The organism is Leeia sp. (assembly GCF_041909055.1).
Lineage (GTDB): Bacteria > Pseudomonadota > Gammaproteobacteria > Burkholderiales > Leeiaceae > Leeia > Leeia aquatica.
This window is the reverse complement of sequence record NZ_JAYREC010000001.1, coordinates 499,352-525,534: the sequence shown is the minus strand read 5'-3', so window position 1 is coordinate 525,534 and position 26,183 is coordinate 499,352. Positions and strand designations below refer to the sequence as shown.

The 26,183-nt window shown below is 61.6% G+C and carries 21 protein-coding genes and 1 pseudogene; 16 read left to right on the top strand and 6 right to left on the bottom strand.

Translation table 11 applies throughout. The annotated features are described in order from the left end of the window. Positions 1-4 precede the first annotated feature (4 nt). Together ACE3O2_RS02970 and ACE3O2_RS02965 are read right to left on the bottom strand one after the other, a co-directional pair. A complete protein-coding gene (locus tag ACE3O2_RS02970) occupies positions 5-1,294 on the bottom strand; it encodes a DEAD/DEAH box helicase (RefSeq protein WP_374334763.1) in 1,290 nt (429 codons plus the stop codon). A gap of 158 nt (positions 1,295-1,452) precedes the next feature. Further along, positions 1,453-2,358, bottom strand: a complete 906-nt coding sequence (locus ACE3O2_RS02965) for a LysR family transcriptional regulator (protein WP_374334762.1) — start codon at positions 2,356-2,358, stop codon at positions 1,453-1,455. 102 nt (positions 2,359-2,460) lie between these two features. Here ACE3O2_RS02965 and ACE3O2_RS02960 point away from each other — a divergent pair, with 102 nt between their 5' ends. The 3 genes from ACE3O2_RS02960 to ACE3O2_RS02950 all read left to right on the top strand — a co-directional run bounded on the left by ACE3O2_RS02960 (position 2,461) and on the right by ACE3O2_RS02950 (position 5,337). Then, positions 2,461-3,231 (top strand): gamma-glutamyl-gamma-aminobutyrate hydrolase family protein, encoded by a 771-nt coding sequence (locus ACE3O2_RS02960; protein WP_374334761.1) that lies wholly within the window; start codon positions 2,461-2,463, stop codon positions 3,229-3,231. A 42-nt stretch (positions 3,232-3,273) separates the two neighbouring features. Then, complete coding sequence (locus ACE3O2_RS02955) at positions 3,274-4,407, top strand: branched-chain amino acid ABC transporter substrate-binding protein (RefSeq protein ID WP_374334760.1); 1,134 nt, start codon at positions 3,274-3,276, stop codon at positions 4,405-4,407. Positions 4,408-4,584: 177 nt separating this feature from the next. Beyond that, positions 4,585-5,337 (top strand): copper homeostasis protein CutC, encoded by a 753-nt coding sequence (locus ACE3O2_RS02950; protein WP_374334759.1) that lies wholly within the window; start codon positions 4,585-4,587, stop codon positions 5,335-5,337. Positions 5,338-5,370: 33 nt separating this feature from the next. On the opposite strand, the gene ACE3O2_RS02945 is transcribed toward ACE3O2_RS02950, so the two are convergent. Together ACE3O2_RS02945 and ACE3O2_RS02940 are read right to left on the bottom strand one after the other, a co-directional pair. Beyond that, the gene (locus ACE3O2_RS02945) at positions 5,371-7,602 is read right to left on the bottom strand and encodes a bifunctional (p)ppGpp synthetase/guanosine-3',5'-bis(diphosphate) 3'-pyrophosphohydrolase (RefSeq protein WP_374334758.1); all 2,232 of its coding nucleotides are present in this window, start codon (positions 7,600-7,602) and stop codon (positions 5,371-5,373) included. A 24-nt stretch (positions 7,603-7,626) separates the two neighbouring features. Further along, positions 7,627-8,535: a cation diffusion facilitator family transporter gene (locus ACE3O2_RS02940; RefSeq protein WP_168876371.1), complete on the bottom strand. Its 909-nt coding sequence runs from the start codon at positions 8,533-8,535 to the stop codon at positions 7,627-7,629. A 125-nt stretch (positions 8,536-8,660) separates the two neighbouring features. On the opposite strand from ACE3O2_RS02940, the gene ACE3O2_RS02935 reads away from it, so the two are divergent. Both ACE3O2_RS02935 and ACE3O2_RS02930 read left to right on the top strand, forming a co-directional pair. Further along, positions 8,661-9,437 (top strand): ParA family protein, encoded by a 777-nt coding sequence (locus ACE3O2_RS02935; protein ID WP_374334757.1) that lies wholly within the window; start codon positions 8,661-8,663, stop codon positions 9,435-9,437. A gap of 224 nt (positions 9,438-9,661) precedes the next feature. Further along, positions 9,662-10,621 carry a hypothetical protein gene (locus tag ACE3O2_RS02930; RefSeq protein WP_374334756.1) on the top strand — a complete coding sequence of 320 codons (960 nt, stop codon included), beginning with the start codon at positions 9,662-9,664 and terminating at the stop codon, positions 10,619-10,621. Here the strand turns inward: ACE3O2_RS02930 and ACE3O2_RS02925 are convergent. Next, positions 10,586-12,868 (bottom strand): DNA internalization-related competence protein ComEC/Rec2, encoded by a 2,283-nt coding sequence (locus ACE3O2_RS02925; protein ID WP_374334755.1) that lies wholly within the window; start codon positions 12,866-12,868, stop codon positions 10,586-10,588. The two genes, ACE3O2_RS02930 and ACE3O2_RS02925, sit on opposite strands and share 36 nt — an antisense overlap. Before the next feature lie 25 nt (positions 12,869-12,893). Between ACE3O2_RS02925 and ACE3O2_RS02920 the strand changes: the two genes are divergently transcribed. From ACE3O2_RS02920 to ACE3O2_RS02905, 4 genes are all read left to right on the top strand, one after another. Beyond that, the gene (locus tag ACE3O2_RS02920) at positions 12,894-13,667 is read left to right on the top strand and encodes a class I SAM-dependent methyltransferase (protein ID WP_374334754.1); all 774 of its coding nucleotides are present in this window, start codon (positions 12,894-12,896) and stop codon (positions 13,665-13,667) included. A 63-nt stretch (positions 13,668-13,730) separates the two neighbouring features. After that, positions 13,731-15,779: a sensor histidine kinase gene (locus ACE3O2_RS02915; RefSeq protein ID WP_374334753.1), complete on the top strand. Its 2,049-nt coding sequence runs from the start codon at positions 13,731-13,733 to the stop codon at positions 15,777-15,779. Between the two features lies 1 nt (position 15,780). Further along, on the top strand, positions 15,781-17,370 hold the full coding sequence (locus ACE3O2_RS02910) for a DUF3369 domain-containing protein (protein WP_374334752.1): 1,590 nt from the start codon (positions 15,781-15,783) through the stop codon (positions 17,368-17,370). Positions 17,371-17,448: 78 nt separating this feature from the next. Continuing rightward, complete coding sequence (locus ACE3O2_RS02905) at positions 17,449-18,564, top strand: PA0069 family radical SAM protein (RefSeq protein WP_374334751.1); 1,116 nt, start codon at positions 17,449-17,451, stop codon at positions 18,562-18,564. A 61-nt stretch (positions 18,565-18,625) separates the two neighbouring features. On the opposite strand, the gene icd is transcribed toward ACE3O2_RS02905, so the two are convergent. After that, positions 18,626-19,873: an NADP-dependent isocitrate dehydrogenase gene (gene icd / locus ACE3O2_RS02900; protein ID WP_168876364.1), complete on the bottom strand. Its 1,248-nt coding sequence runs from the start codon at positions 19,871-19,873 to the stop codon at positions 18,626-18,628. Positions 19,874-20,127: 254 nt separating this feature from the next. Between icd and ACE3O2_RS02895 the strand changes: the two are divergent. The 7 genes and pseudogenes from ACE3O2_RS02895 to ACE3O2_RS02865 all read left to right on the top strand — a co-directional run. Continuing rightward, positions 20,128-20,652: pseudogene (locus tag ACE3O2_RS02895) on the top strand (pseudouridine synthase); the annotation flags it as partial. Positions 20,653-20,743: 91 nt separating this feature from the next. Then, positions 20,744-21,166 carry an NUDIX hydrolase gene (locus tag ACE3O2_RS02890; RefSeq protein ID WP_374334750.1) on the top strand — a complete coding sequence of 141 codons (423 nt, stop codon included), beginning with the start codon at positions 20,744-20,746 and terminating at the stop codon, positions 21,164-21,166. Beyond that, complete coding sequence (locus ACE3O2_RS02885) at positions 21,166-21,915, top strand: hypothetical protein (protein ID WP_374334749.1); 750 nt, start codon at positions 21,166-21,168, stop codon at positions 21,913-21,915. Before ACE3O2_RS02890 ends, ACE3O2_RS02885 begins: the two co-directional genes overlap by 1 nt. Positions 21,916-21,970: 55 nt before the next feature. Next, the gene (gene mnmA, locus ACE3O2_RS02880; RefSeq protein WP_374334748.1) at positions 21,971-23,044 is read left to right on the top strand and encodes a tRNA 2-thiouridine(34) synthase MnmA; all 1,074 of its coding nucleotides are present in this window, start codon (positions 21,971-21,973) and stop codon (positions 23,042-23,044) included. A 61-nt stretch (positions 23,045-23,105) separates the two neighbouring features. Further along, the gene (locus tag ACE3O2_RS02875; protein ID WP_374334747.1) at positions 23,106-23,528 is read left to right on the top strand and encodes a hypothetical protein; all 423 of its coding nucleotides are present in this window, start codon (positions 23,106-23,108) and stop codon (positions 23,526-23,528) included. Positions 23,529-23,597: 69 nt separating this feature from the next. Further along, positions 23,598-25,379, top strand: a complete 1,782-nt coding sequence (aceK, locus tag ACE3O2_RS02870) for a bifunctional isocitrate dehydrogenase kinase/phosphatase (RefSeq protein WP_374334746.1) — start codon at positions 23,598-23,600, stop codon at positions 25,377-25,379. After that, a complete protein-coding gene (locus ACE3O2_RS02865) occupies positions 25,376-26,107 on the top strand; it encodes a UPF0149 family protein (RefSeq protein WP_168876940.1) in 732 nt (243 codons plus the stop codon). Before aceK ends, ACE3O2_RS02865 begins: the two co-directional genes overlap by 4 nt. The last annotated feature ends 76 nt before the right edge of the window (positions 26,108-26,183 follow it).

Genomic DNA, 26,183 nt, shown 5'->3' with positions numbered 1-26,183 from the left:
CAGATCAGGCGGTGTCGCCCGTATCCGGGCTGGTCACCCGTTGGGGGGGCAGGAACAGGGCGGCAATCTGCGGCGCACGGTTGCGACGCGGCGTGGTGGGCCAGTTGCTGAGCTCGGGCGGACCATCGCTGTCCCGACTGCGCTCGCGGCGGCCTTCACTGACCACTTCCCGAACCGGGCGGGGCGGTGGTGCCAGCAGGCTGTCGCTGTCCTGCTGCGACAAGGGCTGCTTGATCAGCTTTTCGATATTGGCCAGCGACCGTTCATCGTCCGGACCAGACAGCGAGATGGCGGTACCCAGCGCCCCCGCCCGACCGGTACGACCAATGCGGTGTACATAGTCTTCCGGTGTGTTGGGCAGCTCGTAGTTGATGACGAAGGGCAACAGGTCAATGTCCAGCCCGCGTGCGGCCACGTCGGTGGCCACCATCACCAGTGCGCGACCTTCCTTGAAGGCGGCTAGCGATTCGAGACGGGCCTGCTGGGTCTTGTCACCATGGATGGAGACGGCCGACACCCGGTCCCGTTGCAACTGGCGGGCCAGTCGCTCGGTGGTCTGCTTGGTGCGGGCAAAAATCAGCACCTGCTGGATGTCGTGATGCTTGAGCAGTTTGAGCAGCAGCGGATAGCGCTGCTCCTCTTTCATCTTGTACAGCAGCTGGGTCACATTGGCATTGGTGGCGTTGCGGCGTGCCACTTCCACCACTTGCGGGTTATCCAGCAGCTGATCAGCCAGCGCCTTGATTTCCGGCGAGAAGGTGGCCGAGAACAGCAGATTCTGGCGCTTGGCAGGCAGCATGCCCATCAGGCGCTTGATGTCGTCAATGAAGCCCATGTCCAGCATGCGGTCGGCTTCATCCAGTACCAGGAACTCGACCTGGTTGAGCTGCACGTTCTTCTGCTGGATATGGTCCAGCAAACGGCCTGGGGTGGCCACCAGGATCTCGACGCCATTGCGCAGCGCGGTGGTCTGCGGCGGCATGGCAACGCCACCGAATGCCACTGTGCAGCGCAGCGGCAGGTATTTGCTGTAGCTCTGTACGTTGGCAAACACCTGATCGGCCAACTCACGGGTGGGCGTCAGGATCAGTGCGCGCAGGGGGTGACGGGCAGGCGAGGGGCTGGTGTTGCCGTAGGGCCGAAGCCGGTTGAGCATCGGCAGCGTGAACGCTGCGGTCTTGCCGGTCCCGGTCTGTGCCGCGGCCAACAGGTCGCGACCGCCCATGACGGCCGGAATGGCCGCCGCCTGAATAGGAGTCGGTGCGTCGTAGCCTTGATCGGCCACTGCACGCATGATCTCTTCGCTTAAACCAAGTTCTGAAAAATGCATCGTGCCGGATTGTAGCGCAGTTGCAACAGCTTCAACCAGAAAAAGCAGGAAAAAAACCTGATCTACCAGTCAGTTGTTGCGGACGTAGCGACAATCCGATCCGGCGTGGTCGGTGAGCGAGCTCAGGCATCATCCACCTTGGCCAGATGCAGCAGCACATGATCACGCAGTGCACGCACCCGGGGAGACTGCCGACGGTGCGGCGGGATCACGATGTAAACCTGATCGCCGAGTGGGGATAACAAAGGATGCTGGGGCAATACTTGCACGAGCCGACTTTGCTGCAAAGCCTCACTCGCCAGCCAGTACGGCATGTCCGCGATGCCAAGGCCGGCACACGCGGCCTCATACAAGACCTCGGAGCGATCCGACTGCAGCGGGCCACGGGGTACAAACTTCCAGGCTTCTCCGTTCACCAGCAGGGTCCAGCTGGCAGGCTGGTCGAGCACGATCTGCGGCAGGCAAGCATGCTGGTGCAGGTCACGGGCCTCCGCTGGGGTACCGTGGTGCGATAGGTAGTCGGGGCTGGCGCACAGGATGGGGCGGTGGGCGGTAGCCGGGAACACCAGCAGATCCGGGTCGTGCTGTTGTCCCACACGGATGCCCATGTCAAAGCCTTCCAGCGCGATCCGTTGGTAGTGATCGGACAGCCTGAGGTCAATCTCGACGGCAGGATGCTGCTGCAGAAAGCTGACCAGCAGCGGCGGCAGCAGGCGACGCCCGAAATTGAGTGGGGCCGTCAGCTTGATGCGGCCCTGCAAAGCCTGATCCAGAGCGCTCACCTGCTGCAGGGCGGCTTCTACGTCCATCAGCGGCAGCCGTGATTTCTGCAGCAGCCACTCGCCGGCTTCCGTCAAATGCAAGCCGTGGGTGGAGCGGATCAGCAAGCGCGTCCCCAACCCCCGCTCCAGGCCGTCAATCTGCCGGGTGAGGGAGGATACTGCGACCGACAGCGACCGGGCCGCCGCCGAGAAACTGCCATGCTGTACCACTTGCAGCAGGCTGCGAAGTGCAACGATCTGATCCATGGTTTTGCGCCCTGTGCAAAAGCAGCTTTCGATTGTAATGGCTTTCCGCAAATGCCGCGGACTGTTTTCATTACACCATCCAAACACCCGTTGAGTTTGTCCATGTCCACCGCCTTGCCCCGCATTGCCATTTGCAGCGACCGGATCGTCTATCGCCACCATGCCGCCAACTCGGTGTCGCACAGCTATGTGCGTGCGGTGCAGCAGTTTGCCGAAGGCTTGCCCTGGCTGTGGCCGGTTGGCATGCCGGAAGGGCTGGATGCGTGCCTGCTCGAAGAGGTGGACGGCGTGGTGCTGACCGGCAGTGCCTCAAACGTGGCCCCTGCTTGTTATGGTGCGGCCCCCGCCCCGGCTGGCACCCTGGAGGATGAGGAGCGGGATCAGGCGGTATTGCGGCTGATTCCCCGCATCATTGCGCGCGGCATCCCGCTGCTGGCCATTTGCCGCGGCTTTCAGGAGATGAATGTGGCCTATGGTGGCACGCTGCATCCGGCGGTGCATGAGCAGCCGGGCGCGCTGGACCACCGCGAGGGGGATCACAGCCAACCGTTGGCCGACTGGTATGCCCTCAGCCACCCGGTGCGCTTGCGGCAAGGCGGAATATTGCAGCGCGGGTGTGCTGTGGACGAGGTCCGCGTGAACTCCTTGCATGAACAGGGTGTGGCCGTGCTGGGAGCTGGGCTGACGGTGGAAGCGGTGGCACCGGATGGGCTGATTGAGGCGTTTTGTGATGCCTTGGCCCCCGGTTTCAATCTGGCGGTGCAATGGCACCCGGAAGCCCTGGTGGGCCAGGATGCCTTGTCCACCCACATCTTTACCACGTTTGGCGCGGCTTGCCGTGTACGGCAGCAGCAGCGGACCGCAGTCGCATAAACAAGCAGGATCAACCTGTAAACCACGGAGAAGGAGACACACATGAACCGCAAGATCACGCAGATGGCTTTGGGCGTACTGTTGCTGGCCGGAATGTCGGCCGTCAGCGCAGATACCCTGGTCCGGATTGGCCAGGCCTCGCCCTTGACCGGCCCGATTTCACGGGCAGGCAAAGACATCGACAATGGTGCCCGCCTGGCGATTGAAGACCTCAACAAGATGGGGTGGCGTATTGGCGGGCAGCCGGTACGCTGGGAGCTGGTGTCGGAGGACGATGTGGCCGACCCGCGCACCGCCACCATCGTGGCGCAAAAGCTGGTCGACATGAAGGTGAATGGGGTCGTCGGGCACGAAACCTCTGGCGCCAGCATTCCGGCATCCCGCATCTATTCGGATGCTGGCATTCCGCAGATCAGCCCCTCCGCCACCAACCCCAAGTACACCCGGCAAGGTTTCAAAACCACCTTCCGTCTGGTCGCCAATGATGAGCAGCAGGGTGGCGCGATGGGGCGTTTTTCGTTCCAGACGCTCAAGGGCAAACGCTTTGCCTTGATTGACGACCGTTCTGCCTATGGGCAGGGTCTGGTGGCCGAGGTGGAGAAGTCGCTGCAAGGTTCGCCTGCCAGCGTGGTGGCACGGGAGTATGGCACGGAAAAGACGACAGACTGGATGGCTGTATTAACCGCCATCCGCAGCAAGAACCCGGATGTCATCGTCTACGGTGGCATGGATGCGACGGCGGCACCCTTGCTGCAGCAAATGCGCCGCCTGGGGATGAAGGCCAATCTGGTGCTGGGGGATGGTGCCTGCTCCAGCGACATGATCGAGCTGTCCGGCAATGTGCTGGACAACCGGGTGTACTGTACCGAGGCTGGGCTGCCGGCGGACAAGATGAGCAAAGGCGCGGATTTCTACAAGCGCTTCAAGGCCCGTTTCGGCGTGGAGGTCAATATTTATGCGCCGTATGCCTACGATGCGGTCATGGCACTGGCACACGCCATGAAGGCGGCAGATTCCACGGAGCCTGCACGTTATCTGCCTTTCCTGGCCAAGCTGAAGATGAGTGGTGTGATCGGCCCGGTGGAGTTTGACCCGAACGGGGATATCAAACACGCTGCAGTCACCGTCAAGCAATACCAGTCCGGACAGTGGAAGCCGGTATCGGTGGTGCGCTAAGCAGCGCAGGCGGTCGTGCTGGCAACGGCATGGTCGCCTGCAGCAGGCGGGCGTTTGAGACCAGTGTCGCCCTGTTGCAACACGCCGTACGACGGGCCGTGAATTCAGTTCAGGTGGGCCTGCGGTCTGGCGCAGACTGTGGCCTTTGCGAATGGCAAAGATACAGGAGCAGGGTGCATGACATTGCAAATCGAAGTCTGTCTGGATTCCGTGGCGTCGGCCCGGGCCGCTGCGGCCGGGGGCGCGCAGCGGGTGGAGCTGTGCGACAACCTGCTGGAAGGGGGAACGACCCCCTCACTGGGCATGATCCGGGCGGTGCGTGAAGCCGTTGAGCTGGGCCTGATGGTGATGATCCGGCCACGCGGCGGTGATTTCTGCTACAGCGAGGATGAGTTCCGTGCCATGTGCCTGGATGTGGAAGCCGCACGGCAGGCCGGGGCGAACGGGGTGGTGTTCGGTATCCTGACACCGGAAGGCGATGTGGATGTGGCGCGCTGTCGAACCCTTATTGAACAGGCTGGCGGCTTGCCGGTGACGTTTCATCGCGCCTTCGACATGTGCCGCGACCCATTTGCGGCGCTGGATGATTTGATCGAGCTTGGGGTATCCCGCGTGCTGACCTCCGGGCAGGAAGCCAGTGCCTTTGAAGGCGCACCCTTGCTGCAGCAGCTGCTGGTGCGGGCGGCTGGGCGCATCAGCATCATGCCGGGCGGGGGTGTAGAGCGCAGTGCGCCGCGGCTGTTACCGCTGCTGACCGGCTATGGCGCAGGCATCAGCGAAATCCACGTAGCCGCCATGGGCTGGTGCGACAGCCCGATGCAATACCGTAATCCGCGTGTATTCATGGGCGGCAGCTTGCGCCCGCCGGAGTATGGCCGCCCGGAAACCAGTGCGGCTTCCTTGCTGGCCTTGCGGGAGGCCCTGCGCTGAGCAGTGCGGGGCGCGTCACAACGCGCCCCGGCGTTAACGACGGCTGGCGCGGATGACGCCCGGCACGCTGGAGAGCTGCGCCAGCAGGTGGCGCAGTTGCTCCAGGCTCAGGATCTCCACGGTAAAGCGCAGGGTGGCGCCGCCTTGGTGGGACAGGGTCTGTGCCGCTGTAATATGGGTCTTGTCCCGGCTAAACGCTTCTGACACGTCACGCAGCAAGCCATTGCGGTCCTGCGCCTCCACCACCACGTCTACCGGGAAGCGTGCGTCGCGCAGCTGGCCCCAGTTGGCGGCGATCATCCGCTCCGGGCAGCTGGCGACGAGCCGTTCCAGCGCCTTGCAACCTTTGCGGTGAATGGAGATGCCGCGCCCTCGCGTGACATAACCCACCACTTCGTCCCCCATCACCGGTTTGCAGCACTTAGCCAGTACCGTCATCAGGTTATCGACACCTTCGATCAGGATGCCCTGGGCATTGTCACCCGCCTTGCTGCGGCGGATCAGGTCTTCCACCGTAACGGTGGCCTCTTCTGGCTCGCTGCTGGTGACCGGAAGGGTCTGGATGGCATCGCCCAGCGCCTTGGGCCCCAGCTCGCCGCGCCCGATGGCGGCAAACAGGTCTTCCGGCTTGCGAAATCCCAAGCGGCCAGCCAGGGTTTCCAGTTCCAGATGGCTATGGTGCTTGAGGCGAACCTTCTCGTACAGCTGCCGACCTTGCTCGATCAGCACGTCCAGATGTTGCTGCTTCAGCCATTGCCGCACCTTGGCATTGGCCTTGCTGGACTTCAGCAAGCCGTGGCGCAGCCAGTCGAGGCTGGGGCCACCCTCCTTGGCGGCCAGAATCTCCACGCGGTCGCCATTCTGCAGTGCGTAGGTCAGCGGCACGATATGACCGTTGACCTTGGCGCCTCGGCAGCGGTGGCCAAGGTCGGTATGCAGCGCGTAGGCAAAGTCGATGGGGCTGGCCCCGCCGGGCAGGTCGATCACCCGGCCTTGCGGAGTCAGCACGTAAACGGTGTCGCGGAACAGCTCGTTCTTGAACTGCTCCACCAGCTCGGGCGGGCCTTCATCGCTGCTTTCATCCTCATGGCCGATTTCATCGCGCCACGCCAGCAGTTGCCGTAGCCAGGCGATCTTTTCTTCGTAACCGGCGTCCCCACGCCCGCCTTCCTTGTATCGCCAGTGGGCCGCCACACCCATCTCGGCATGCTGGTGCATGTCGAAGGTGCGAATCTGCACTTCCATGCCTTTTTCCTGCGGCCCGATGACAGCGGTATGCAAGGAGCGGTAGAAGTTGCCCTTGGGGTGCGAGATGTAGTCGTCGAACTGCCCCGGAATCGGTCGCCACAGGTGATGGACGATGCCGAGAATGGTGTAGCAGTCGCGGATGGTCGGTACCAGAATGCGCACGGCACGGATGTCGTACAGCTCGTGGAATTCCAGCCGCTTCTTCTGCATCTTTTTCCAGATACTGTAGATGTGCTTGGGCCGCCCGGCAACATCACCTTCAATGCCCGCTTGCGCCAGCTCATGCCGTAGCTGGTTGAGCACATCGGTGATGTAGGCTTCCCGCTGCAGGCGTTTTTCATCCAGCAGCTGGGCAATCCTCTTGTAACGGGCGGGCTCCAGATAGCGGAAAGAGAGGTCTTCCAGTTCCCACTTCACCTGCCAGATACCCAGCCGGTTGGCCAGCGGGGCAAACAGGTCCATGGTCTCGCGGGCAATGTGAACCTGTTGTTCCGGGTCGGCATACTTCAGGCCGTGCATGGTCTGGGTACGCCAGGCCAGCTTGACCAGCACCACCCGCACATCCTCCACCATCGCCAGCATCATCTTGCGCATGACTTCGATCTGCTGACCGGCCAGGCGGGGGTCGCTGCGGTTGCTCTCGGCCAGCAGGGGGAGTTGGCGCACCTTGCTCAGCCCGTCGATCAGCTTGTGCACATCGGGGCCAAAATCCGCCAGCGTCACTTCCCAGTTGACCAGATAGTCCGGCGCCGCAAACAGCAGGGCTGCGGCAATGGCTTCGTGGTCCAGCCGCAGGTCGGCCACCATCATGGCGGTGGCCACCGCATGCTGCAGCAGGGGCAGGGTGGTGACCGGGTGCAGATGGTCGCGGTACAGGGTTTCCGCCACCTGCGCCGCGGCTTCAATGGTGGCACGCTCCGCCGGGGTGAAGCGCTCCTCCAGCGCCGCCAGGCGCTCTGCCAGGGCCGCCGATAGTGGCTGCTCGGAATGGGCTAAAGGGTGTGCAACAGAAACCATGTTTGCCAGCTTCAGATATCAGGTTCAGTGCCGGTCATCCGGCTCGAAAAACAGCCATTGTACTTGCGGGAACGCCTGCCGCAGCTCCGCTTCTACCGTGTTGATGGCGCGGATCATGGCATGCTGGTCCGTGAATTCGGCCATTTCAGCCTTGATGGCCAGCATGCAGCGGTTGCCCAGCTGCAGGCTGATCAGGTTCAGCACCTGCTTGATCTCGCCACGCGCCTTGAGCCACTGGCGAATGTCTTCCTGTTCACGGTCTTCAATACTCTGACCAATCAACAGACCCTTGATTTCCACCCCGATGAACACTGCCACCGCAATCAGCAGCACGCCAATCATGATGCTGCCCAGTGCATCATAGACCGGATTGCCGGTTAGCAGGGTCAACACGATGGCGATGAGCGCAAAAACCAGGCCAAATAGTGCTGCGACGTCTTCTCCCAGCACCACAATCAGCTCACTTTGCCGGGATTCACGCGCCCAGCGCCAGAGAGAGCGGCGACCGCGTGCCTTGTTGATCTCTTTCAGGCAGCCCGCCAGCGACAACGCTTCGGCAATGATGCTGAAGGTCAGGATGCCGATGGCCACCCATGGCCAGGACAGTGGCTCCGTGCTGTGCAGCTTGTGCCAGCCTTCATAGATCGAAAACATGCCGCCGACGCTGAACAGCATCAAGGCCACGATGAAAGACCAGAAGTAGATGGCCTTACCATAGCCCAAGGGGTGATCCGAAGTGGGCGGGCGCTTGGCTGCTTTCAGCCCCCATAGCAGTAGCCCTTGGTTGGCACAGTCGGCAAACGAGTGGATGGCCTCGGCCAGCATCGACCCGGAGCGGGTGATGACGGCGCCTACCAGCTTGGCAACGGCAATCGCCAGATTGGCGGTCAGCGCATAGATGATGGATTTGACGGAATCAGCCTGGTGCGACATGGAGGGCCTTTGCTTTAGGTCAGGGTGGAATCATTGCAGGGTACGCGGTCCTGCCGGATAATGCACTGCAGCATAAACAGTGGTGTACCGTTTCCCCGTATTCTAACCAACTTCGGGACATGAACATGCGGCGTGTGATTTTCAACCAGAAAGGTGGCGTCGGCAAATCCACCATCACCTGCAATCTGGCAGCGATTGCTGCGTCGCAAGGCATCCCGACGCTGGTGGTGGATCTGGACCCGCAGGCCAATGCCAGCCACTATCTGTTGGGCGAAGCCGCCGCGACGGCACTGCCCGGTCTGGCCGAGCTGTTTGAGCAGGTGCTCAATGTCAGCCTGTTCCAGAAACCGGCGCAGGCGTACGTCCACCCCACGCCCTTCCCAAATCTGTTCGTGCTGCCGGCACATCGTCGGCTGGCTGAGCTGGAAGACAAGCTCGAAGCCCGCTACAAAATCTATAAACTGCGTGATGCGCTGGCGTCGCTGTCCGATACGTTTGCACAAGTCTATATGGACACCCCGCCGGCCCTGAATTTTTACACCCGCTCGGCGCTCATTGCGGCAGACCGTTGTCTGATTCCATTTGATTGTGACGCCTTCTCCCGGCAGGCCTTGTACCAGTTGCTTGACAATGTGGCTGAGCTGCGGGATGACCATAATCCGGATTTGCAAGTGGAAGGCATTGTGGTCAATCAGTACCAGCCTCGCGCCAGCTTGCCTCGTCAGCTGGTGGAAGCCCTGCAGGCGGAGGGCTTGCCGGTATTGCCAGTGCGGCTGGGTAGCTCGGTAGTGGTACGTGAGTCGCATCAGCTGTCATGCCCCCTGATCAACCTGCAGCCACAGCACAAGCTCAGCCAGAGCTATCTGGAACTGTATCAAGGTTTGATACAAAACCCGCGCTGATCCTGATTCGGCAGTTGCAGATTTTCCAGAGCCGCCTATACTGGAATTCGCCCGCTTTTTGATTCGGCTGGTACACCGGATGCCTTGTGGTGACCATTTTATGCCGTTGTTTTCATATGGAATTTGTGGCGTGGAGCTATCCGTAACCTCGTCCTCATGAAGGGTGGACGATGTGCGAGATGATGCAGAATACAAATCGTTATTGATTGCAAGAGAACGTATCCATGCCCTCCGCTGCACCTGAACGAGGTGCCCGAACCCTGACAGGGCACATCATCCGTGCCAATCATCCGACGCGGCCACTGGCATTGTGGTTGTCTTACTCCTTGCCCAAGCCCGGAAGCTCGGCGGATGGCGAGCTTTCTGTGGCCTTCTTTGACGGAGAGCGCAACTCGGTGTGGCGGGGGCGTTTGCCGGTAGCGGCGGACTTGTGCGCGATCGACTATGAGCAGGAGCGCCTGCAGATGGATCGCGCGGTACTGGGGCCGGATCACCTGAGCGGGGCTGCGCCCGGTGTAGGCTATCAACTGTCCTGGGAGCTTAGCAGTCACCCGCTGGCCGATCAATTGCCTGCACCAGCGGCGCTGCCGGATGGCAGCAGTTATAGCCCGCCGCACTTGCTGTTCAACGGCATGCTGTGGCTGGATAACGAGCCAGTTGAAGTCAAAGGTTGGCTCGGCAGTCGCCTGGATGACCAGGGGCTGAAGATGTTTGAGCGGCAGGCCTGGGCGCAGGTGGTGGGCTTTGACAACAGCAACCATGCTTATCTGGAGTGTTCCACGCAGAAGCTGGCCCTGGGCAAGGATTGGGCGCCGTGGATGAGTGTGTTCACCTTGCACTATGCCGAAGCCGTATATGTGATCAATGTGCTGGCAGATGGCATCCGTGAAGACAGCCATTCCGGGCTGGTGGTCTGGAGTTTTGACGTCCGCCAGTCCGGTGTGCGCATACACGGTCAGATACAGGCCCAGCTGCCGCTGTTTGCCCGCTTCAGCTACCCGGTGGCCGGCCATCCCCATACCTGTCTGCATACCAAACTGGCCAATTGCATTGTGACCTTGGTGCGGCCCGGCAAGCCGCCGGTCACGCTGTCTACCCTGCATCGCGCATCGTTCGAGGTGCGGGCCGATCAATACTGCAATGGCTGCCTAGTGGTCAACCGCATGCCAGTATCGGCGGTGTGAGTCCAGCCAGCCCTGAGGTTGCAAGTCCTGACCATCCAGCTTCAGTTGAATGGCCCCCTGCAGATCGGTGCGCCAGCTTGGCACGCTTTGTTGATGGAAACGGGCCAGGGTGTCCGGGTGAGGATGGTGGAAAGCATTGCCATAGCCTGCACTGAAGATAACAGCCGCAGGGGCCACGGCCTGAATCCAGTCCGTACTGGAAGAGCGTTTGCTGCCATGATGGCTGGCCACCAGCACGGTGCTGTGTAACGGCACGCCTGAGGCAATCAGTGCCGTTTCCCCGTTCTGCTCCAGGTCTCCGGTCAACAGCACCGAGCCAAAAGCCCCTGTGACCCGCAGTACACAACTACGCTGGTTGTCGGTCCATTCTGGCGAAGAATGGGCGGGCGGCCACAGGATGGCGAAATCTACGCCGTCCCACTGCCAGTGCTGGCCTGCCTGGCAACGGCGAAACGGGCGTGCCCCTGCGACATCCGGTGGTGACGCCATGCTGGCCAGCAAGCCCATGGTCGGCAGGCCTTGCAGCAGTTCACGGCTGGCGCCGGTATGGTCGTTGTCATCATGGCTGAGCATTAACAGGTCCAGTCGACTGACGGCCTGTGAACGGAAATAGGGCAACAGCACCCGCTCACCGTTGCCACGTGCACCGGTATCGTACAGCAGGTCATGCGTGGCCGTTTGCAGGTGTACGGCCAGCCCTTGCCCCACATCCAGCACGCTGAGGTGGATGGCGCCAGCAGCCGGACGCAGCTGATCGGACCAGAATAGCGGCAGCAGTACCAGGAAGCCCATGCCGCGTCCCGGCCAGCCACGTGGTGCCAGCAGCAACAGCCCCCCCGCACCAGCCAGCAGCGTGGTCAGCACTCCGGGGGCCGCGAGGCTCAGCGTCGCCAGCGGCCATTGCGCCAGCACTGCCAGGACGTGGAACAGGCCCTGTGCCAACATGGCGGTACCCTCGCCCAGCCCGGGAAGCAGCAGGCTGGCAATCGAGATCGGGGCCAGTAACAGGCTGACCCAGGGGATGGCCACCGCATTGGCGACCGGTGCGATCAGGGAAAGCAGCCCAAACCCGTACACCAGCAGTGGCAGCATGCCGGCAAACATGGCCCATTGGCTACGCAAGGCGCCGTACCACCGCCCTGGCTGACGACCGCTGCCATGCCAGACCAGCAAGGCCACTGCGCCAAATGACAGCCAGAAACCACTGGAGAGCACGGCCCAGGGATCGGTGATCAGGATGACCCACAAGGCCACCGCCAGCGTGTCGGATACATGGTAGCGCCTGCCGCGGGACAGCATCCAGCAAGCCACCAGCAGCATCAGCCAGGTGCGCTCTGCCGGTATGGCCAGGCCGGAGAGAGCGGTATAGACCGTGGCAGCCATCAAGCCCAGCCACAGACCAACCTGCTGCGCTGGCAGGCGGGCAGCGGCAGCTGGCATGCGTCGCCATACGGCGCCGCCCAGCAGGCTGGCCAGCCACGCAAACAAGGTGATGTGCAGACCGGATATCGAGACCAGGTGGGTGACCCCGGTTTGCCGATATACCATCCACTGGTCTGCCGGAATCAGGCTCTGATCCCCCAGTGACAGCGCCACAATCAAACCGCGTTGCGGGTGGTCACCCAGTTGATCCAGCAGGCGCTGGCGCAAGGCCTCACGCCAGGCATTCAGTTGCGCGCGGAGCGGCGGTGTCGAGGCTGATGTCCGGCGCTGGGCCGTCTTCGGGTCCAGATAGCCGCTGCGGTAGAGACCATTCGCCCAGTAGTGGGCCGCCAGATCGCTGCCACCCGGGTTATACTGACCGTGTACCGGGCGCAGGCGGGCATCGAAGCACCAATACTCTGCGGCATGGGGTGTGGCCGGCTGAAGGGTACTGCCGCCCAGGTACCAGCCGATGCGCAAGGGCGCGTGGTCTGGCAGGGGAAGCCGGGCGTCGGGTTGCAGGGTGAACCACAGGGTTTGCTGGTGCAGCTCGGGCAAATCCAGCACGGTGCCGCATACCGGGTAATGCTGTGCGGTCGCTGGCCAGGCGGATTGGGCGGCAGAACGAGGCAGTGCCCAAAGGCCACTGATGGCGAAGCCCGCCAGCAGGCAACCCAGATAGCCGCAGACGGGATACCGTCGCCACAGGCACAAGCCGGGCAGGGCGAGAGCCAGCAGGCAGAGCAACAGGCTGAGGCTGGGCAGCGCAGCCCGTTGCTGCAGACAGACCACGCCGATCAGCCAGGCCAATACCCCCACCCGCATGAAGGTTCCTTGTTGGAAGAGTGTGATGAATCACGATGTTAACGCAAGCCTGCCGCTTGAGGCGGCCTCTGAACAGCTTTCGGCTGCGGCCCTGCTGGCGGAACGCTATGGCTTTGTCTGCCGCCCCCGACGGGATGAGGCGCATAGCTTGTGGCTGGATGCGCAGGGGCTGGCCTTGCTCTGCCACGGACCGCAGGCCCCCGGCCCGCTGCGGGTCGATTTTGTCGCGGGGGCGGCGGCACATCGTCGCAAGTTTGGCGGTGGACGAGGCCAGGCGGTGGTCAAGGCCATTGGATTAAAAGGCACGCAGACCTGCCGGGTACTGGATGCGACGGCAGGCTTGGGGGGGGACGCCTTTGTGCTGGCCAGCCTCGGCTGCGAAGTGCAGATGTTTGAGCGCGTGGCGGTGGTGGCTGCACTGCTAGAGGATGGCCTGTTGCGTGCGGCAGAAGATCCAGAGGTCGGGGACATTGTAGCCCGCATGCAGCTGCAATATGGTGATGCACTGCAGCTGCTGCGCGAACAGCCGGATGCTGCCTTTGATGTGGTGTTCCTCGATCCGATGTTCCCGGAGAAGCGAGGGACAGCACGTGCCCGCAAGGGCATGCAGGTGTTTCAGCAACTGCTGTCCGGTGATCCGGACGCCGATGGCTTGCTGCAGGAGGCGTGCCGGGTGGCGCGCCGGCGTGTGGTGGTCAAGCGTCCCAAGGGGGCACCCTGGCTGGCCGACAAAGCCCCTTCGGGTGCCATTGGTGGTGACAGCACCCGGTTCGACCTCTACCCTGCATTGCCCGCCTGACCCCAGCACAGCCCGATCCGGTCTGCTAAGGTAAAAGTACAGCAGCGTTCCGGGGAGAGCAGGGTGGGCGGTCATGTAGGGCTGATGCGGCCAGGTATCTGGCTGATGCAGCAGGTGCGCTATCCCGTCAAGTTTCTGACGGTGATGGCCTGCATGCTGCTGCCCATGCTGCTGCTGACGTGGCAGCTTTGGCAGTCTTCGGTCGAACGCAGCAATACCCTGATTCAGGAACAGCAAGGCGTCGCCTTGTTGAAGCCGCTGAGCCAGATCGAGAGCAATTTGAGCGGTCTGGCCTTGCTGACCTTGCCCGGCGTTCCCGCCACCCGGCAACGTGAGCGTTTCCTGCCGCTTCAGTCCGCCTTGGCGCTGTGGAACAAGGCGCTGGATCAAGTGGGGCGCGACCGCTACATTGCCGCTGCGCGCGGAGAGCTGCAGACCCTGGATGCATTCCGGCAGGATTTGCTGGGACAGCAGCTGGAGACGGCCGAGTATCGCGTCAACAGTACCCCACCTGCCATCCAGGCGATTCGTGCCGATATCTATGAGCGATCGGGCCTGGTGCTGGAAAACAGCATGCTCCGCTTCTCGCTGGGCCAGCAAATGGTTGTGCTGCATCCTTATTATCAGACACAGCTGCGTGCCGTGGCCTACCGTTTGCGCCCCCTCTCCAAAGCCATCCCCGAGCATGAGCTGACCATTGAAGAGCTGGGCGCCATGCAAGATCTGCTGGACCGCTGGGCCGATAGCCTGCCGATCTTGAGCAACAGTTATGAGCGTAGCACCGATGAAGCAGACCGGGATCGCATGGACCGGGATGACCGGCGTATGGCCGCCCAGGTGCAATTGTTGCGAGAGGTCTTGCAGCGCCTGCGCAATGAGGACCGTTTGACGGATCGAGTGTTGCTGCGCGGCATGCAGCCTGTCTTGAACAGCATGTGGCGGATTGCCGATGAGGCGTGGCAACGCTCTGTGCGCACGCTGGAGACGCATCTGCAGAGTGCACTACACAGTGAGCGTCAACAGCAATGGGCGCTGCTGGGGCTGGTGGCGTTTTCCCTGGCGCTGGCGGCCTACCTGTTTCTGGCCTTTTACCTCTGCACCATGCGTGACATTCACCAGCTGGAAGAGGCCACCGCCCGCTTGCTGGCATCCGGGGGCGGCGGCGGTGTCAATGCAGCCGATTTTCGGTTGACCAGCCGGGATGAGTTGTCGCGGGTGAGTGCCGCCTTTCTGGAGTTCGCCTATTCGCTGACCGAGGAGAACGCACGACGACGGACAATGGAGGCCAGCCTGCAGCAGGAAAAGGTGCAGGCCGAAAGCGCGGTGCAGCAACTACGCGAGGCACAGGATAGTTTGTTGGAATCGGAAAGGCTGGCTTCACTGGGCGGTTTGGTGGCAGGCGTGGCGCACGAGATCAATACCCCGGTGGGGGTGGCTTTGACGGCGGCATCGCACCTGAGTGAAACCGTCCGCCGGATGCGAGAGTTGGTAGATCAGGGCGCGGTGCGAAAGTCGGATCTCACGCAGTTCATGCAGCAGGTGGAAGATACCGCATCGCTGATCTCCAGCAACAGCTTGCGTGCGGCAGATTTGATCCGGGGCTTCAAGGAGATTGCGGTTGATCAGACCAGCGAAGTCCGGCGCAAATTTGATTTGCACGACTATATTGAAGAGGTGCTGGACAGTTTGCGACCACACTACAAGCGGCGCCCGGTGCACATCACGCTGGACTGCCCGGAAGGCTGCGAGATGGACAGCTACCCGGGGGCCATTGCACAAGTGCTGACCAATCTGGTGATGAATGCACTGATTCATGCGTTTGAGCCCGAGCAGGATGGCGCCATCCTGATCCGGGTCACGCTTCCGGATGAGGAAAGGATACGCCTCCAGTTCATGGACAATGGCAAAGGCGTAGCACCTGAACATGTCGGCCACCTGTTTGACCCGTTCTTTACCACGCGTCGTGGCAGCGGGGGCAGCGGGTTGGGCCTGAATATTGTGTATAACCTGGTACGTCGTCGCCTGGGGGGCAGTATCGAGGTGGACAGTACGCCTGGACAAGGCTGCCGCTTCACCATGCTGTTACCAAGGGTGGCGGGGCAAGGGGAGTAACATGAGTATGCCGGATGAGGACGACTGGCTGATTGAGGATGAGGAGCCCGGTACCACGCTGCTCGGGCCGTCCTCATTGCCCTGGGTGATCCTGATTGTGGATGATGAGCCGGACGTGCACAGCGTGACACGGCTGGCCATGCAGGGGGTCAGCTACAAGCGGCGCAATCTGCAGTTCATCAGTGCTTACTCGGGGGCCGAGGGCTTCGAGGTACTTTCCAGTCGGGACGATGTGGCGCTGGTGCTGCTTGATGTGGTGATGGAAACCGACGATGCCGGTCTGCGACTGGTGCGGCGTATCCGTGAAGAGCTGCAGAATGCGCTGGTGCGCATTGTGCTGCGCACGGGGCAGCCCGGTCAGGCACCAGAGCAGCAGGTCATCACCGACTACGACATCAACGATTACAAAGCCAAAACCGAGTTGACCAGCCAGAAGCTGTTCACCACCGTGATTGCCTCCTTGCGCGCGTATGAGAGTCTGCTGTCCATTGAGCGCAGCCGCCAGGGCTTGGGCAAGATTCTGGATGCCTCGGCGAATCTGTACCAAAAGCACTCACTGCGGGAGTTTGCCTCCGGGGTGCTGCGCCAGATCAGTGGCATTCTTGGCTTTGGCGCCGATGGGGTGCTGTGTGTTTCGGTGCCCCCGCCGATACCCGGCAAGCATCAGCCGCTCAGTGTGGTGGCGGCAACAGAAGCCTTCGAGACGCTGCTGGATACGCCTGACCCGCATATCCGTGAAGATGCCGAAGCCTTGATCCAGACAGCCTTGCAGCAGCAGGCTCACCAGTTTGCAGAGGACTGGGTGGCCTTGTACATCGCCACCGAGAATCAGCGCGAATATGTGATCTGCTTTGCACCACCCTGGCCACTGGCCATGCTGGAGCAGCAACTGTTGCGGGTGTTCTGTGACCGTATCTCGGCAGCGTTCGACAATCTCTACCTGTATGAGCAACTCAAGCGGGCACAGACGGCGACGGTGGTGGCGTTGGCGGATCTGGCCGAGTTCCGCGATACCGATACCGGAGAGCATGTGCTGCGGGTGCAGGGCATGACCGATGCCATTGTGGCCGAGCTGCAGGCGCTTGGGTACTACAGCGAGCAGCTGACGCTGGCCTTTGTCGAACAGGTCGGCATGGCCAGCATCCTGCACGATGTCGGCAAAGTGGGGACTCCGGATCATATCCTGTTCAAGCCGGGCAAGCATGATGAGCAGGAACGGGGCGTGATGCAGCAGCATGCGTCCACCGGTGGCTCCATTCTGGGCAAGGCCAGCGACATGGTCGACGGGGTCAGCTACCTGTCGCTGGCGTGCGAGATTGCGGGCAATCATCATGAGCATTGGGATGGCAGTGGTTACCCGCAGCACTTGCAGGGTGAGGCGATCCCCCTTTCTGCGCGTATCGCGGCGGTGTCCGATGTGTTTGATGCGCTGATGCACAAGCGGCCCTACAAAGAGCCCTGGACGCTGGAGGCCGCCGTGCAATACATACAGGCACGCGCAGGCAGCCAGTTCGACCCCAAGGTGGTGGAAGCCTTCCTGCGGGTCATCCACGATCGCTTCCCGAGCCTGATCCTTGCGCCGGGCGTGTAAGCGCAGCCCGATGCACGGCGATTGATCCCCCCACCTCAATATAGTACGATCGTTCTATATTGAGGTGGGGGGATGGGCATGAAGCCGCTTGACGTACCGCGCCCGACGGATGCCGTTGCCCTGCAAGGCGGGCTGCGCGGGCGTGGTGCGGCGAGTAACCGTGTCGGTCGTTATCTGCAGGCGACGCGCGAAGCGGATGCTGAACAGCTGGAGCAGCAGCGGCTGCAGGAGGGCGTGCCTGAGCGCGTCGCTACCGTGGTGCAGGTGGTGCGCTCACGGCAGATCATCAGCCATAACCAGTCCCCGGACATCCCGTTCCGCCAGTCCATCAATTCCTACCAAGGCTGCGAGCACGGCTGCATTTACTGCTATGCGCGACCCAGCCATGCCTGGCATGACCTGTCGCCCGGGCTGGATTTTGAGACCCGGCTGTTTGCCAAACCCGACGCAGCCGACTTGCTACGCAAGGAACTGGCGAAGCCGGGCTATCAGGCCAGCCCGATCATGCTGGGGGCCAATACCGACCCCTATCAGCCGATCGACCGGCAATGGCAAATCACCCGCCAGCTGTTGCAAGTGTTGCTGGAGTGCCGTCATCCGGTTGGCATCATCACCAAGTCGGCCTTGATCGAGCGAGATCTGGACCTGCTGCAAGCCCTGGCCGCACAGGGGCTGGTCCAAACCTATCTGTCGGTCACCACGCTGGATGCCGAGCTGGCCAGACGACTGGAACCGCGCGCCGCCACGCCGCTACGGCGCTTGCAAGCGATTCGGGCGCTAAGGGAAGCCAGAGTGCCGGTTGGCGTGCTGGTGGCCCCCATCATCCCGGCACTGACGGATGCCGGGGTATTCTCCGTGCTGCAGGCGGCTGCAGAAGCCGGGGCGGGCAGCGCCAGCTATGTGATCCTGCGCCTGCCGCTGGAGATTCGTGACCTGTTTGTCGAGTGGCTGCAGCAACACTACCCGCAGCGGGCCGAGCACGTGATGAGTGTGCTGCAACAGATGCGCGGCGGGCAGGATTACCAGTCCGCCTACGGTGAACGCATGAAAGGACGCGGCCCCTATGCTGACATGCTGCGACAGCAGTTTGCCCTGCACTGCCGCCGCCTAGGCCTCGTGCGTCGTAGTCTGGATGTGCGCTGCGACGTGTTCCAGCCACCACTACCGGCGAACGGGCAGCTGAGCCTGTTTTGAGCACATGAAAAACAACAGGCCACCCGAAGATGGCCTGTTGGAGGTGCAGCAGCAGTACTGCTTACATGCGCGCAATCATGGCGTCGCCGAAGGCCGAGCAGCTCACTTCGTTGGCGCCGTCCATCAGGCGGGCAAAGTCATAGGTGACTTGCTTGGCCGCAATGGCGGCTTCCATCGACTTGATGATCAGGTCGGCGGCTTCGGTCCAGCCCATGTGGCGCAGCATCATCTCGGCAGAGAGGATCAGCGAACCGGGGTTGACCTTGTCCTGACCGGCGTACTTCGGTGCGGTGCCGTGGGTGGCTTCGAACATCGCCACGCTGTCGGACAGGTTGGCGCCCGGGGCGATACCGATACCCCCCACCTGTGCGGCCAGCGCGTCGGAGACGTAGTCGCCGTTCAGGTTCAACGTGGCCACCACATCGTAGTCTGCCGGGCGCAGCAGAATCTGCTGCAGGAAGGCGTCCGCAATGGCGTCCTTGACGATGATCTCACGGCCGGTCTTCGGGTTCTTGAATTTGCACCACGGGCCAGCGTCGATCAGCTCGGCACCGAATTCGGTTTTGGCCAGTTCATAAGCCCAGTCACGGAAGCCACCTTCGGTGAACTTCATGATGTTGCCCTTGTGGACAATGGTCACGCTCTTGCGGTCATTGTCGATGGCGTACTGGATGGCCTTGCGCACCAGACGGCGGGTACCTTCCTTCGAGACCGGCTTGATGCCGATGCCGGAGGTTTCCGGGAAGCGGATCTTCTTCACGCCCATTTCATTTTGCAGGAAGGCGATCACCTTCTTGGCGTTGTCGGATTCCGCAGCCCACTCGATGCCGGCGTAAATGTCTTCGGTGTTTTCACGGAAGATCACCATGTCGGTCAGTTCCGGCTGCTTCAGCGGCGACGGTACACCCTGGAAGTAACGTACCGGGCGCAGGCAGACATACAGGTCCAGCTCCTGGCGCAGGGCCACGTTCAGCGAGCGGATGCCACCGCCCACCGGGGTGGTCATCGGGCCCTTGATGGACACCACGTAGTCCTTCAGGGCAGCCATGGTTTCTTCCGGCAGCCAGACATCGCTGCCGTACACGCGGGTGGATTTCTCTCCGGCGTAGATTTCCATCCAGTGAATCTGCTTCTGACCGCCATAGGCCTTGGCTACGGCGGCATCCACCACCTTTTTCATCACCGGGGTGATGTCCACGCCAATGCCGTCACCTTCGATGAACGGAATGATCGGGTTGTTCGGCATCGGCTGGCCGGGAATGATTTTCTGGCCGCCGGCCGGAACGGTGATGTGCGATTGGATGCTCATGCCTACTCCATCGTGAGGTTGGTCAGGGACACTGCTGCCTGCGCGGTGGGCGGTGACAGCGCGTGTTGCACGCACCGTCGTTGCCACGGGTGTAATATAGTCATCCACGCTGGCAGGAAAAGGGTTGGCCCGTCTTTCTGGCAGGGTGTATTTGCCAGCGGGTTAACCTTGGCATTATCCCGTAAAAATACTTCGCAATCAAACCAGTTGCCCCGTTGATGGTATGAACGGCGTGGCAGCAAGGCCCGGTGACCATGCCAGACTTGATCCTGCTCAACAAACCTTATGGCGTGATTTGCCAGTTTTCCGGCCACCCGACGCATCCCACCCTGTCCAGCCTGATTGATCGCCCCGGTTTTTATGCGGCAGGTCGGCTGGACACCGACAGCGAGGGCTTGTTGCTGCTCACTGACCATGGTGGGCTGAATCATCGCATTACCGATCCGCGCCACAAACTGCCCAAGACCTACTGGGTGCAGGTGGAAGGCGAGCCAGATGAGCTGCAGCTACAGGCACTGCGTGAGGGGGTGAATCTGGGTGATTTCGTCACGCTGCCTGCCGAGGTGCGGCGGCTAGCATCACCGGATGTCTGGCCGCGCCAGCCCCCCATCCGGGTGCGCAAGCATATCCCGGACAGCTGGCTGGAGCTGACCATCCATGAGGGCAAGAACCGCCAGGTACGCCGCATGACGGCCAAGGTAGGGCTGCCGACCCTGCGCCTGATCCGGGTCAGGATTGGCGAGTGGGCGCTGGATGGCCTGCAGCCCGGCGAGCAGCGGGTGCTGCAGGTGAGTGCGCCGCCAGTGGTACAATCTGCCGCTGTTGTCAAACCCGGAGCAAGGACCGCACGCCATGGTGTGGAAACCGAACGTGACGGTAGCCGCCGTCATCGAGCAGCAGGGCCACTTCCTGCTGGTGGAGGAAACCACCGCCGACGGCGTTCGTCTTAATCAGCCTGCCGGGCACCTGGAGGAGGGCGAGTCTTTGCTGGCGGCCGTGGTGCGCGAAACCCGCGAAGAAACCTGCCGTGCTTTCACGCCGCAGGCAATGCTCGGCATTTACCGGCTGCCCCTGCCGACCTTGACCTACCTGCGGGTGGCGGTGATCGGCAGCGTGGGTGAGGCTGACCCTGCGCTGACGCTGGATGAGGGCATCCTGCGAACCGTCTGGCTGACGGCTGATGAATTGCGTGCCCAGCCGGCGCGCTTGCGTAGCCCGCTGGTGCTGCGCTGTGTGGAAGATTATCTGGCCGGGCAGCGCTTCCCGCTGTCGGTGCTGGTGGAGGGGGCGTAATGGGGTGGCGGAGTGGCGTGGCGGCCAGTGCGCTGCTGCTGGGCCTGATGAGCAGTGGGCAGGCCGTCGCTGAGGCGGTCGATATTTGTTATAACTACGGCTGCAAGGTGCAGCAATCGGTGTCCTTGTCGAACGGGCAGTTGCAGCAGGTAGGCCGCTATTTCGCCAAAGTGGCCGACGCACGCAGTGAGCGGCGCGCCGTGGCGCTGGCTGTGGGCGAACTGGCCAGGCTGATAGGTCGTGACACCCCCATTCATAACGACAGGGGTGATAACGGCGGCATGGAGTCCGGCGTCGAAGGGCGCATGGATTGTTACGACCATGCCGCGACCACTACCAGTTACCTGCAACTAATGTCACGCCAGGGCTGGTTGCGTTTTCATGATGTCGGCCACTTTGTTGAGCGCGCGCCGTTGATTTTCAACTACCACCGCAGCGCGCACCTCATCGAGCGGGGCAGTGCGGCTGAGTATGTGGTCGATAACTGGTTTTTTGACAATGGCCATCCGGCGGTGGTGTTCGGCTTGTCGGAGTGGCTGGCCGGTGCCTGGCCCGACGATCTGCCGGAAGGGCAAGTGCTGGCGGTGAACGAGCTGTTGCCGGATAGCCTTGGCGGTGAGCGGCCGGTGCTGGTTGCGGCCGTCACATCCACACCCGGCAAGACGGTCCTCAGTGATGCGCCGCGTACAGCAGCACCTGCGACGACGGATCCTTACGCCCGTTGGCGGGTATATGAGCTGCAGCCTTGAAGGACCGTGGTGTTGCCCCCATTTGTGTGGGTAATCCTGAAGGAATGAACACAGCATGACGCAGCAACGCATCGTCGTCGGCCTCTCTGGCGGCGTGGACTCATCGGTCACCGCCTGGCAACTCAAGCAGCAAGGGCATGAGGTGCATGGCATCTTCATGCAGAACTGGGAAGACGATAACGACGACCAGTACTGCTCGATCAAGGAAGATGCCAACGATGCGATTGCCGTGGCCGATCTGGTGGGCATCGACATTGATCTGGTCAATTTCGCCACCGAGTACAAGGACCGGGTGTTCGCCTATTTTCTGGCCGAGTATGCCGCAGGCCGCACGCCGAACCCGGATGTGCTGTGCAACGCCGAGATCAAGTTCAAGGCCTTTCTGGATCACGCCATGGCTCGGGGGGCTGACTATATTGCTACCGGCCATTACGCGCAGGTGCTGCATGGTGACGGTCCATCGCGCCTGCTGAAAGGGGTGGACCCCGGCAAGGACCAGAGCTATTTCCTCTATCGTTTGCAGCAACATCAGCTGGCACGCGCCTTGATGCCGCTGGGTGGCATCCACAAGACGGAAGTCCGCCGCATTGCTGCCGAGATTGGCCTGCCGAATGCCAGCAAGAAGGACAGCACCGGTATCTGCTTCATTGGCGAGCGCCCGTTCCGTGACTTCCTCAACCGCTACCTGCCGCGCCAGCCGGGTGAGATGCAAACTCCGGAAGGCAAGCGGGTGGGTGAGCACATCGGGCTGATGTACTACACGCTGGGCCAGCGCAAAGGGCTGGGTATCGGTGGCAGTGCGGAGGGTGAGGGTACGCCGTGGTTTGTCGCCGCCAAGGATATGCAGCGCAATGTGCTGATCGTGGTACAAGGTCACGATCACCCGCTGCTGCTGAAGCCGGAGCTGGAAGCCACCGATCTGAGCTGGACCGTGGCACCGCCTGCGGTGGGGGAACGGCTGGCGGCCAAGACCCGTTACCGGCAACAGGATGCGGCATGTGAAGTGACTGCGCTGGCGGATGGCCGCATGCAGGTGCGCTTTGATGGGCCGCAGTGGGCGGTGACGCCGGGGCAGTCGGTGGTGTTGTATCGGGGCGAGGAGTGCCTGGGCGGCGGCGTGATCTGCTGATAGGCTTGATATAGAACAATCGTTCTGTTAAAGTGACGTCCTGTTTAACCCGGAGGTCATCATGTCCCTGTCTTCACCTGTGCATTCCAATCTGGCGGCATCCGTGGTGTGCCAACTCTGGCACAGTTTTCAGGCGCGCGACTGGGCGCGCGCGCGTGCGCTGCTGGTCGACCGGGCCTGCTGCGACTGGGTGGCCAGTGGCGAGCGCCTCGCCTCGGCGGACACCATTATCCGTGCCAATCGTGAATACCCGGAGGGCTGGACGCTACACTTGCTGGCTGTCAATGTGCTGCTGGATGGCCGGGTGCACAGCATCATCCGGGTGGAGCACGGCAGCACCATCTTCTTTGCCAATACTCTGTTTACCGTGACGGCGGAGGGTTTGATTGAGCATATGGAAGAATACTGGGGAACCGCCGAAGCCCCGCCCGCATCGCGCTTGCAAGCCGGATGGCCTGACTACACGGTGACGCCGCTATCCTGAATTGTTGCTTCGCAGCAAGCGGCGCGTGCATCAGGTATCATCTCCCTGTAATTGGGCAGGGAGATGAGCATGGCAGACTATGCAGGGCAGGGCGGTGTGGCCGCCGAGATTGCACGGGTGCTGGTGGAAGGATTCAATCGTCACTATCACCTGTTTCGTGAGTTGGCTGCTGGAGCCAAAGCCCGGTTTGAAGCGGCGGACTGGGTGGCGGTGCAAGGCGCCAACCGCGACCGGATCGCCTTCTACGATGATCGGGTGCTGGAAACGGTAGAGCGCCTGCACCGCGAGTTTGATGCCGAGACCCTGGATGATGGCTGCTGGGCGCAAGCCAAGCTGTATTTCATCGGTCTGCTGGTCGATCACAAGCAACCGGAACTGGCGGAAACCTTTTTCAACTCCGTGTTCTGCAAGATTCTGCACCGCACCTACTTTCACAACGATTTCATCTTTGTCCGGCCTGCGGTCAGTACCGAGTACCTGCACAGCGATCCCCCGACCTATACCAGTTACTACCCGCAGCGAAATGGCCTGCGACGAACCTTGATGCAAGTGGTGCAGGATTTTGGCTGGCAACGACCGTTTGCCAATCTGGACCGTGACATCGACTACGTCATGCGCACAATGAAGGCGCAGCTGGGTGGCTGGCCGCATGCCGAGGCGAATCTGCAGATTCAGGTGCTGTATTCCGCCTTCTACCGCAACAAGGCCGCTTACATCATCGGCAAAGGGGTGAATGGCAATCAGGAATATCCGTTTGCGATTCCGGTATTGCATGACGCGGAAGGCAAGCTGTACCTCGATTGCATCCTGATGGACATCTGGCGCATTTCGGTGTTGTTCAGCCTGTCGCGGGCCTACTTCATGGTCGATATGGCGGTGCCCAGCGGTTATGTCCAGTTCCTGCGCGGCATGCTGCCCAACAAATCGCGTGCCGAGCTGTACACCATGTTGGGGCTGGCCAAGCAGGGCAAGACCATGTTCTACCGCGATCTGATGACCCACTTGCGCCATTCGCAGGATGACTTCATCATCGCGCCCGGCATCAAGGGGATGGTGATGCTGGTGTTCACCTTGCCGTCTTATCCCTATGTGTTCAAGATCATCAAGGACAGTTTTGCCCCACCCAAGGATATTGATCGGGCCACGGTCAAGGCCAAATACCTGTTGGTGAAGCAGCATGACCGGGTGGGGCGCATGGCGGATACGCTGGAGTTTTCCGATGTGGCGCTGCCTCGCGCGCGCTTCACCGATGAGCTGCTGCAGGAGCTGCGCCAGCATGCGGCGCTGGTGACCGAAGAAGAGGGCGATACGGTGGTGATCAAACACCTCTATATCGAACGGCGGCTGGTACCGCTCAACCTCTACCTGAACAGCGCAACAGCGGAGCAACGCGAGCAGGCGATCATTGAATACGGCAATGCCATCAAGGATCTGGCCACCGCCAATATCTTCCCCGGCGACATGCTGTACAAGAACTTTGGTGTGACCCGCTACAGCCGGGTGATTTTTTATGACTATGATGAAATCGAGTACATGACCGATTGCCAGTTCCGCGATATTCCGGAGGCACCGACACCGGAAATGGAAATGGCCAGCGAGCCGTGGTACCCGGTAGCCCGTAATGATGTGTTTCCGGAGGAGTTTGGTCGCTTTTTGCTGAATAATGCCGAAGTGCGGCAGGTTTTCCTCAAACACCACCGTGATTTGCTTGACCCGGCATTCTGGCGTGAAAAGCAGCGCCGCATCCGGGCTGGGCAGATTGACGACTTTTTTCCTTACCCGGCGTCCCTGCGCTTTGCGAACCTGTTTGGGAGCGCAAATGGGACGACGGTTGCACATGAAAGCCCATGATGAATGACAAACTGACCTCGCTGAGCGGGGATGAACTGCAATTTCTGTCCGATTTCCTGCAGTCGGATGCCACGGGTGACGATTGCTTGCCGCTGGAGGCGGTCGATGGCCTGTTCTGTGCGCTGGTGACCGGCCCGCAGCTGGTGGCGGCGGAAGACTGGTTGCCGGTGGTGTGGGGTGAAGGTGAGGAACCGAAATTTGCTGATGAGGCGGAGCGCGAGCGTGTCACCAGCTTGCTGCGGCGGCATTTTGCCACGGTAGCCGTGCAGTTGGAGCAAGCCGTGACCCAGTCGGCAACCCCGTACCAGCCGCTGGTGGATGAATGGGAAATCAGCAAGGACGAGGATGTGCCGCTCAATGGCGAGTGGTGGGCGGCAGGTTTTCTGGTCGGGCTGGAGTATTGCGAGCAGGCCTGGTTCGGCGAGCCGGAGCGTGAGGACATGCTGGAGCCTTTGCTGATGCCGGTGATCGAGCTGGCAGGCAATGAGGATCTGGAACCGGTGTCGGCCAAGGCACGGCAGCGGCGGATTGACCAGCTGCCCGCCTTGCTGCTGACCCTGTACCGCTACTGGCGTACCGATGCCGATGGCCAGCTGCAGCTGGCTGCGGAGCTGGGGGCGGTGCTGTCCAATCAGCCTTTGCGCGCTGCCGAGGCGCCGGGGCGCAATGATCCCTGTTCCTGCGGCAGCGGCAAAAAGTACAAGAAGTGCTGCGGCGCCAACGGATGACCGGTTGACCATCGTCAGACCTTGCGCCAGACTGCGCAGCCGATGTGTTGCCTGCGCAGCATGAATTGCTTTTATG

Excerpts from the sequence above, each read along its gene's own strand:
- ACE3O2_RS02970 (WP_374334763.1), bottom strand. The coding sequence starts at position 1,294 with ATGCGTGCAGTGGCCGATCAAGGCTACGACGCACCGACTCCTATTCAG.
- ACE3O2_RS02965 (WP_374334762.1), bottom strand. The coding sequence starts at position 2,358 with ATGGATCAGATCGTTGCACTTCGCAGCCTGCTGCAAGTGGTACAGCAT.
- ACE3O2_RS02960 (WP_374334761.1), top strand. The coding sequence starts at position 2,461 with ATGTCCACCGCCTTGCCCCGCATTGCCATTTGCAGCGACCGGATCGTC.
- ACE3O2_RS02955 (WP_374334760.1), top strand. The coding sequence starts at position 3,274 with ATGAACCGCAAGATCACGCAGATGGCTTTGGGCGTACTGTTGCTGGCC.
- ACE3O2_RS02950 (WP_374334759.1), top strand. The coding sequence starts at position 4,585 with ATGACATTGCAAATCGAAGTCTGTCTGGATTCCGTGGCGTCGGCCCGG.
- ACE3O2_RS02945 (WP_374334758.1), bottom strand. The coding sequence starts at position 7,602 with ATGGTTTCTGTTGCACACCCTTTAGCCCATTCCGAGCAGCCACTATCG.
- ACE3O2_RS02940 (WP_168876371.1), bottom strand. The coding sequence starts at position 8,535 with ATGTCGCACCAGGCTGATTCCGTCAAATCCATCATCTATGCGCTGACC.
- ACE3O2_RS02935 (WP_374334757.1), top strand. The coding sequence starts at position 8,661 with ATGCGGCGTGTGATTTTCAACCAGAAAGGTGGCGTCGGCAAATCCACC.
- ACE3O2_RS02930 (WP_374334756.1), top strand. The coding sequence starts at position 9,662 with ATGCCCTCCGCTGCACCTGAACGAGGTGCCCGAACCCTGACAGGGCAC.
- ACE3O2_RS02925 (WP_374334755.1), bottom strand. The coding sequence starts at position 12,868 with ATGCGGGTGGGGGTATTGGCCTGGCTGATCGGCGTGGTCTGTCTGCAG.
- ACE3O2_RS02920 (WP_374334754.1), top strand. The coding sequence starts at position 12,894 with ATGAATCACGATGTTAACGCAAGCCTGCCGCTTGAGGCGGCCTCTGAA.
- ACE3O2_RS02910 (WP_374334752.1), top strand. The coding sequence starts at position 15,781 with ATGAGTATGCCGGATGAGGACGACTGGCTGATTGAGGATGAGGAGCCC.
- ACE3O2_RS02905 (WP_374334751.1), top strand. The coding sequence starts at position 17,449 with ATGAAGCCGCTTGACGTACCGCGCCCGACGGATGCCGTTGCCCTGCAA.
- icd (WP_168876364.1), bottom strand. The coding sequence starts at position 19,873 with ATGAGCATCCAATCGCACATCACCGTTCCGGCCGGCGGCCAGAAAATC.
- ACE3O2_RS02885 (WP_374334749.1), top strand. The coding sequence starts at position 21,166 with ATGGGGTGGCGGAGTGGCGTGGCGGCCAGTGCGCTGCTGCTGGGCCTG.
- mnmA (WP_374334748.1), top strand. The coding sequence starts at position 21,971 with ATGACGCAGCAACGCATCGTCGTCGGCCTCTCTGGCGGCGTGGACTCA.
- ACE3O2_RS02875 (WP_374334747.1), top strand. The coding sequence starts at position 23,106 with ATGTCCCTGTCTTCACCTGTGCATTCCAATCTGGCGGCATCCGTGGTG.
- aceK (WP_374334746.1), top strand. The coding sequence starts at position 23,598 with ATGGCAGACTATGCAGGGCAGGGCGGTGTGGCCGCCGAGATTGCACGG.
- ACE3O2_RS02865 (WP_168876940.1), top strand. The coding sequence starts at position 25,376 with ATGATGAATGACAAACTGACCTCGCTGAGCGGGGATGAACTGCAATTT.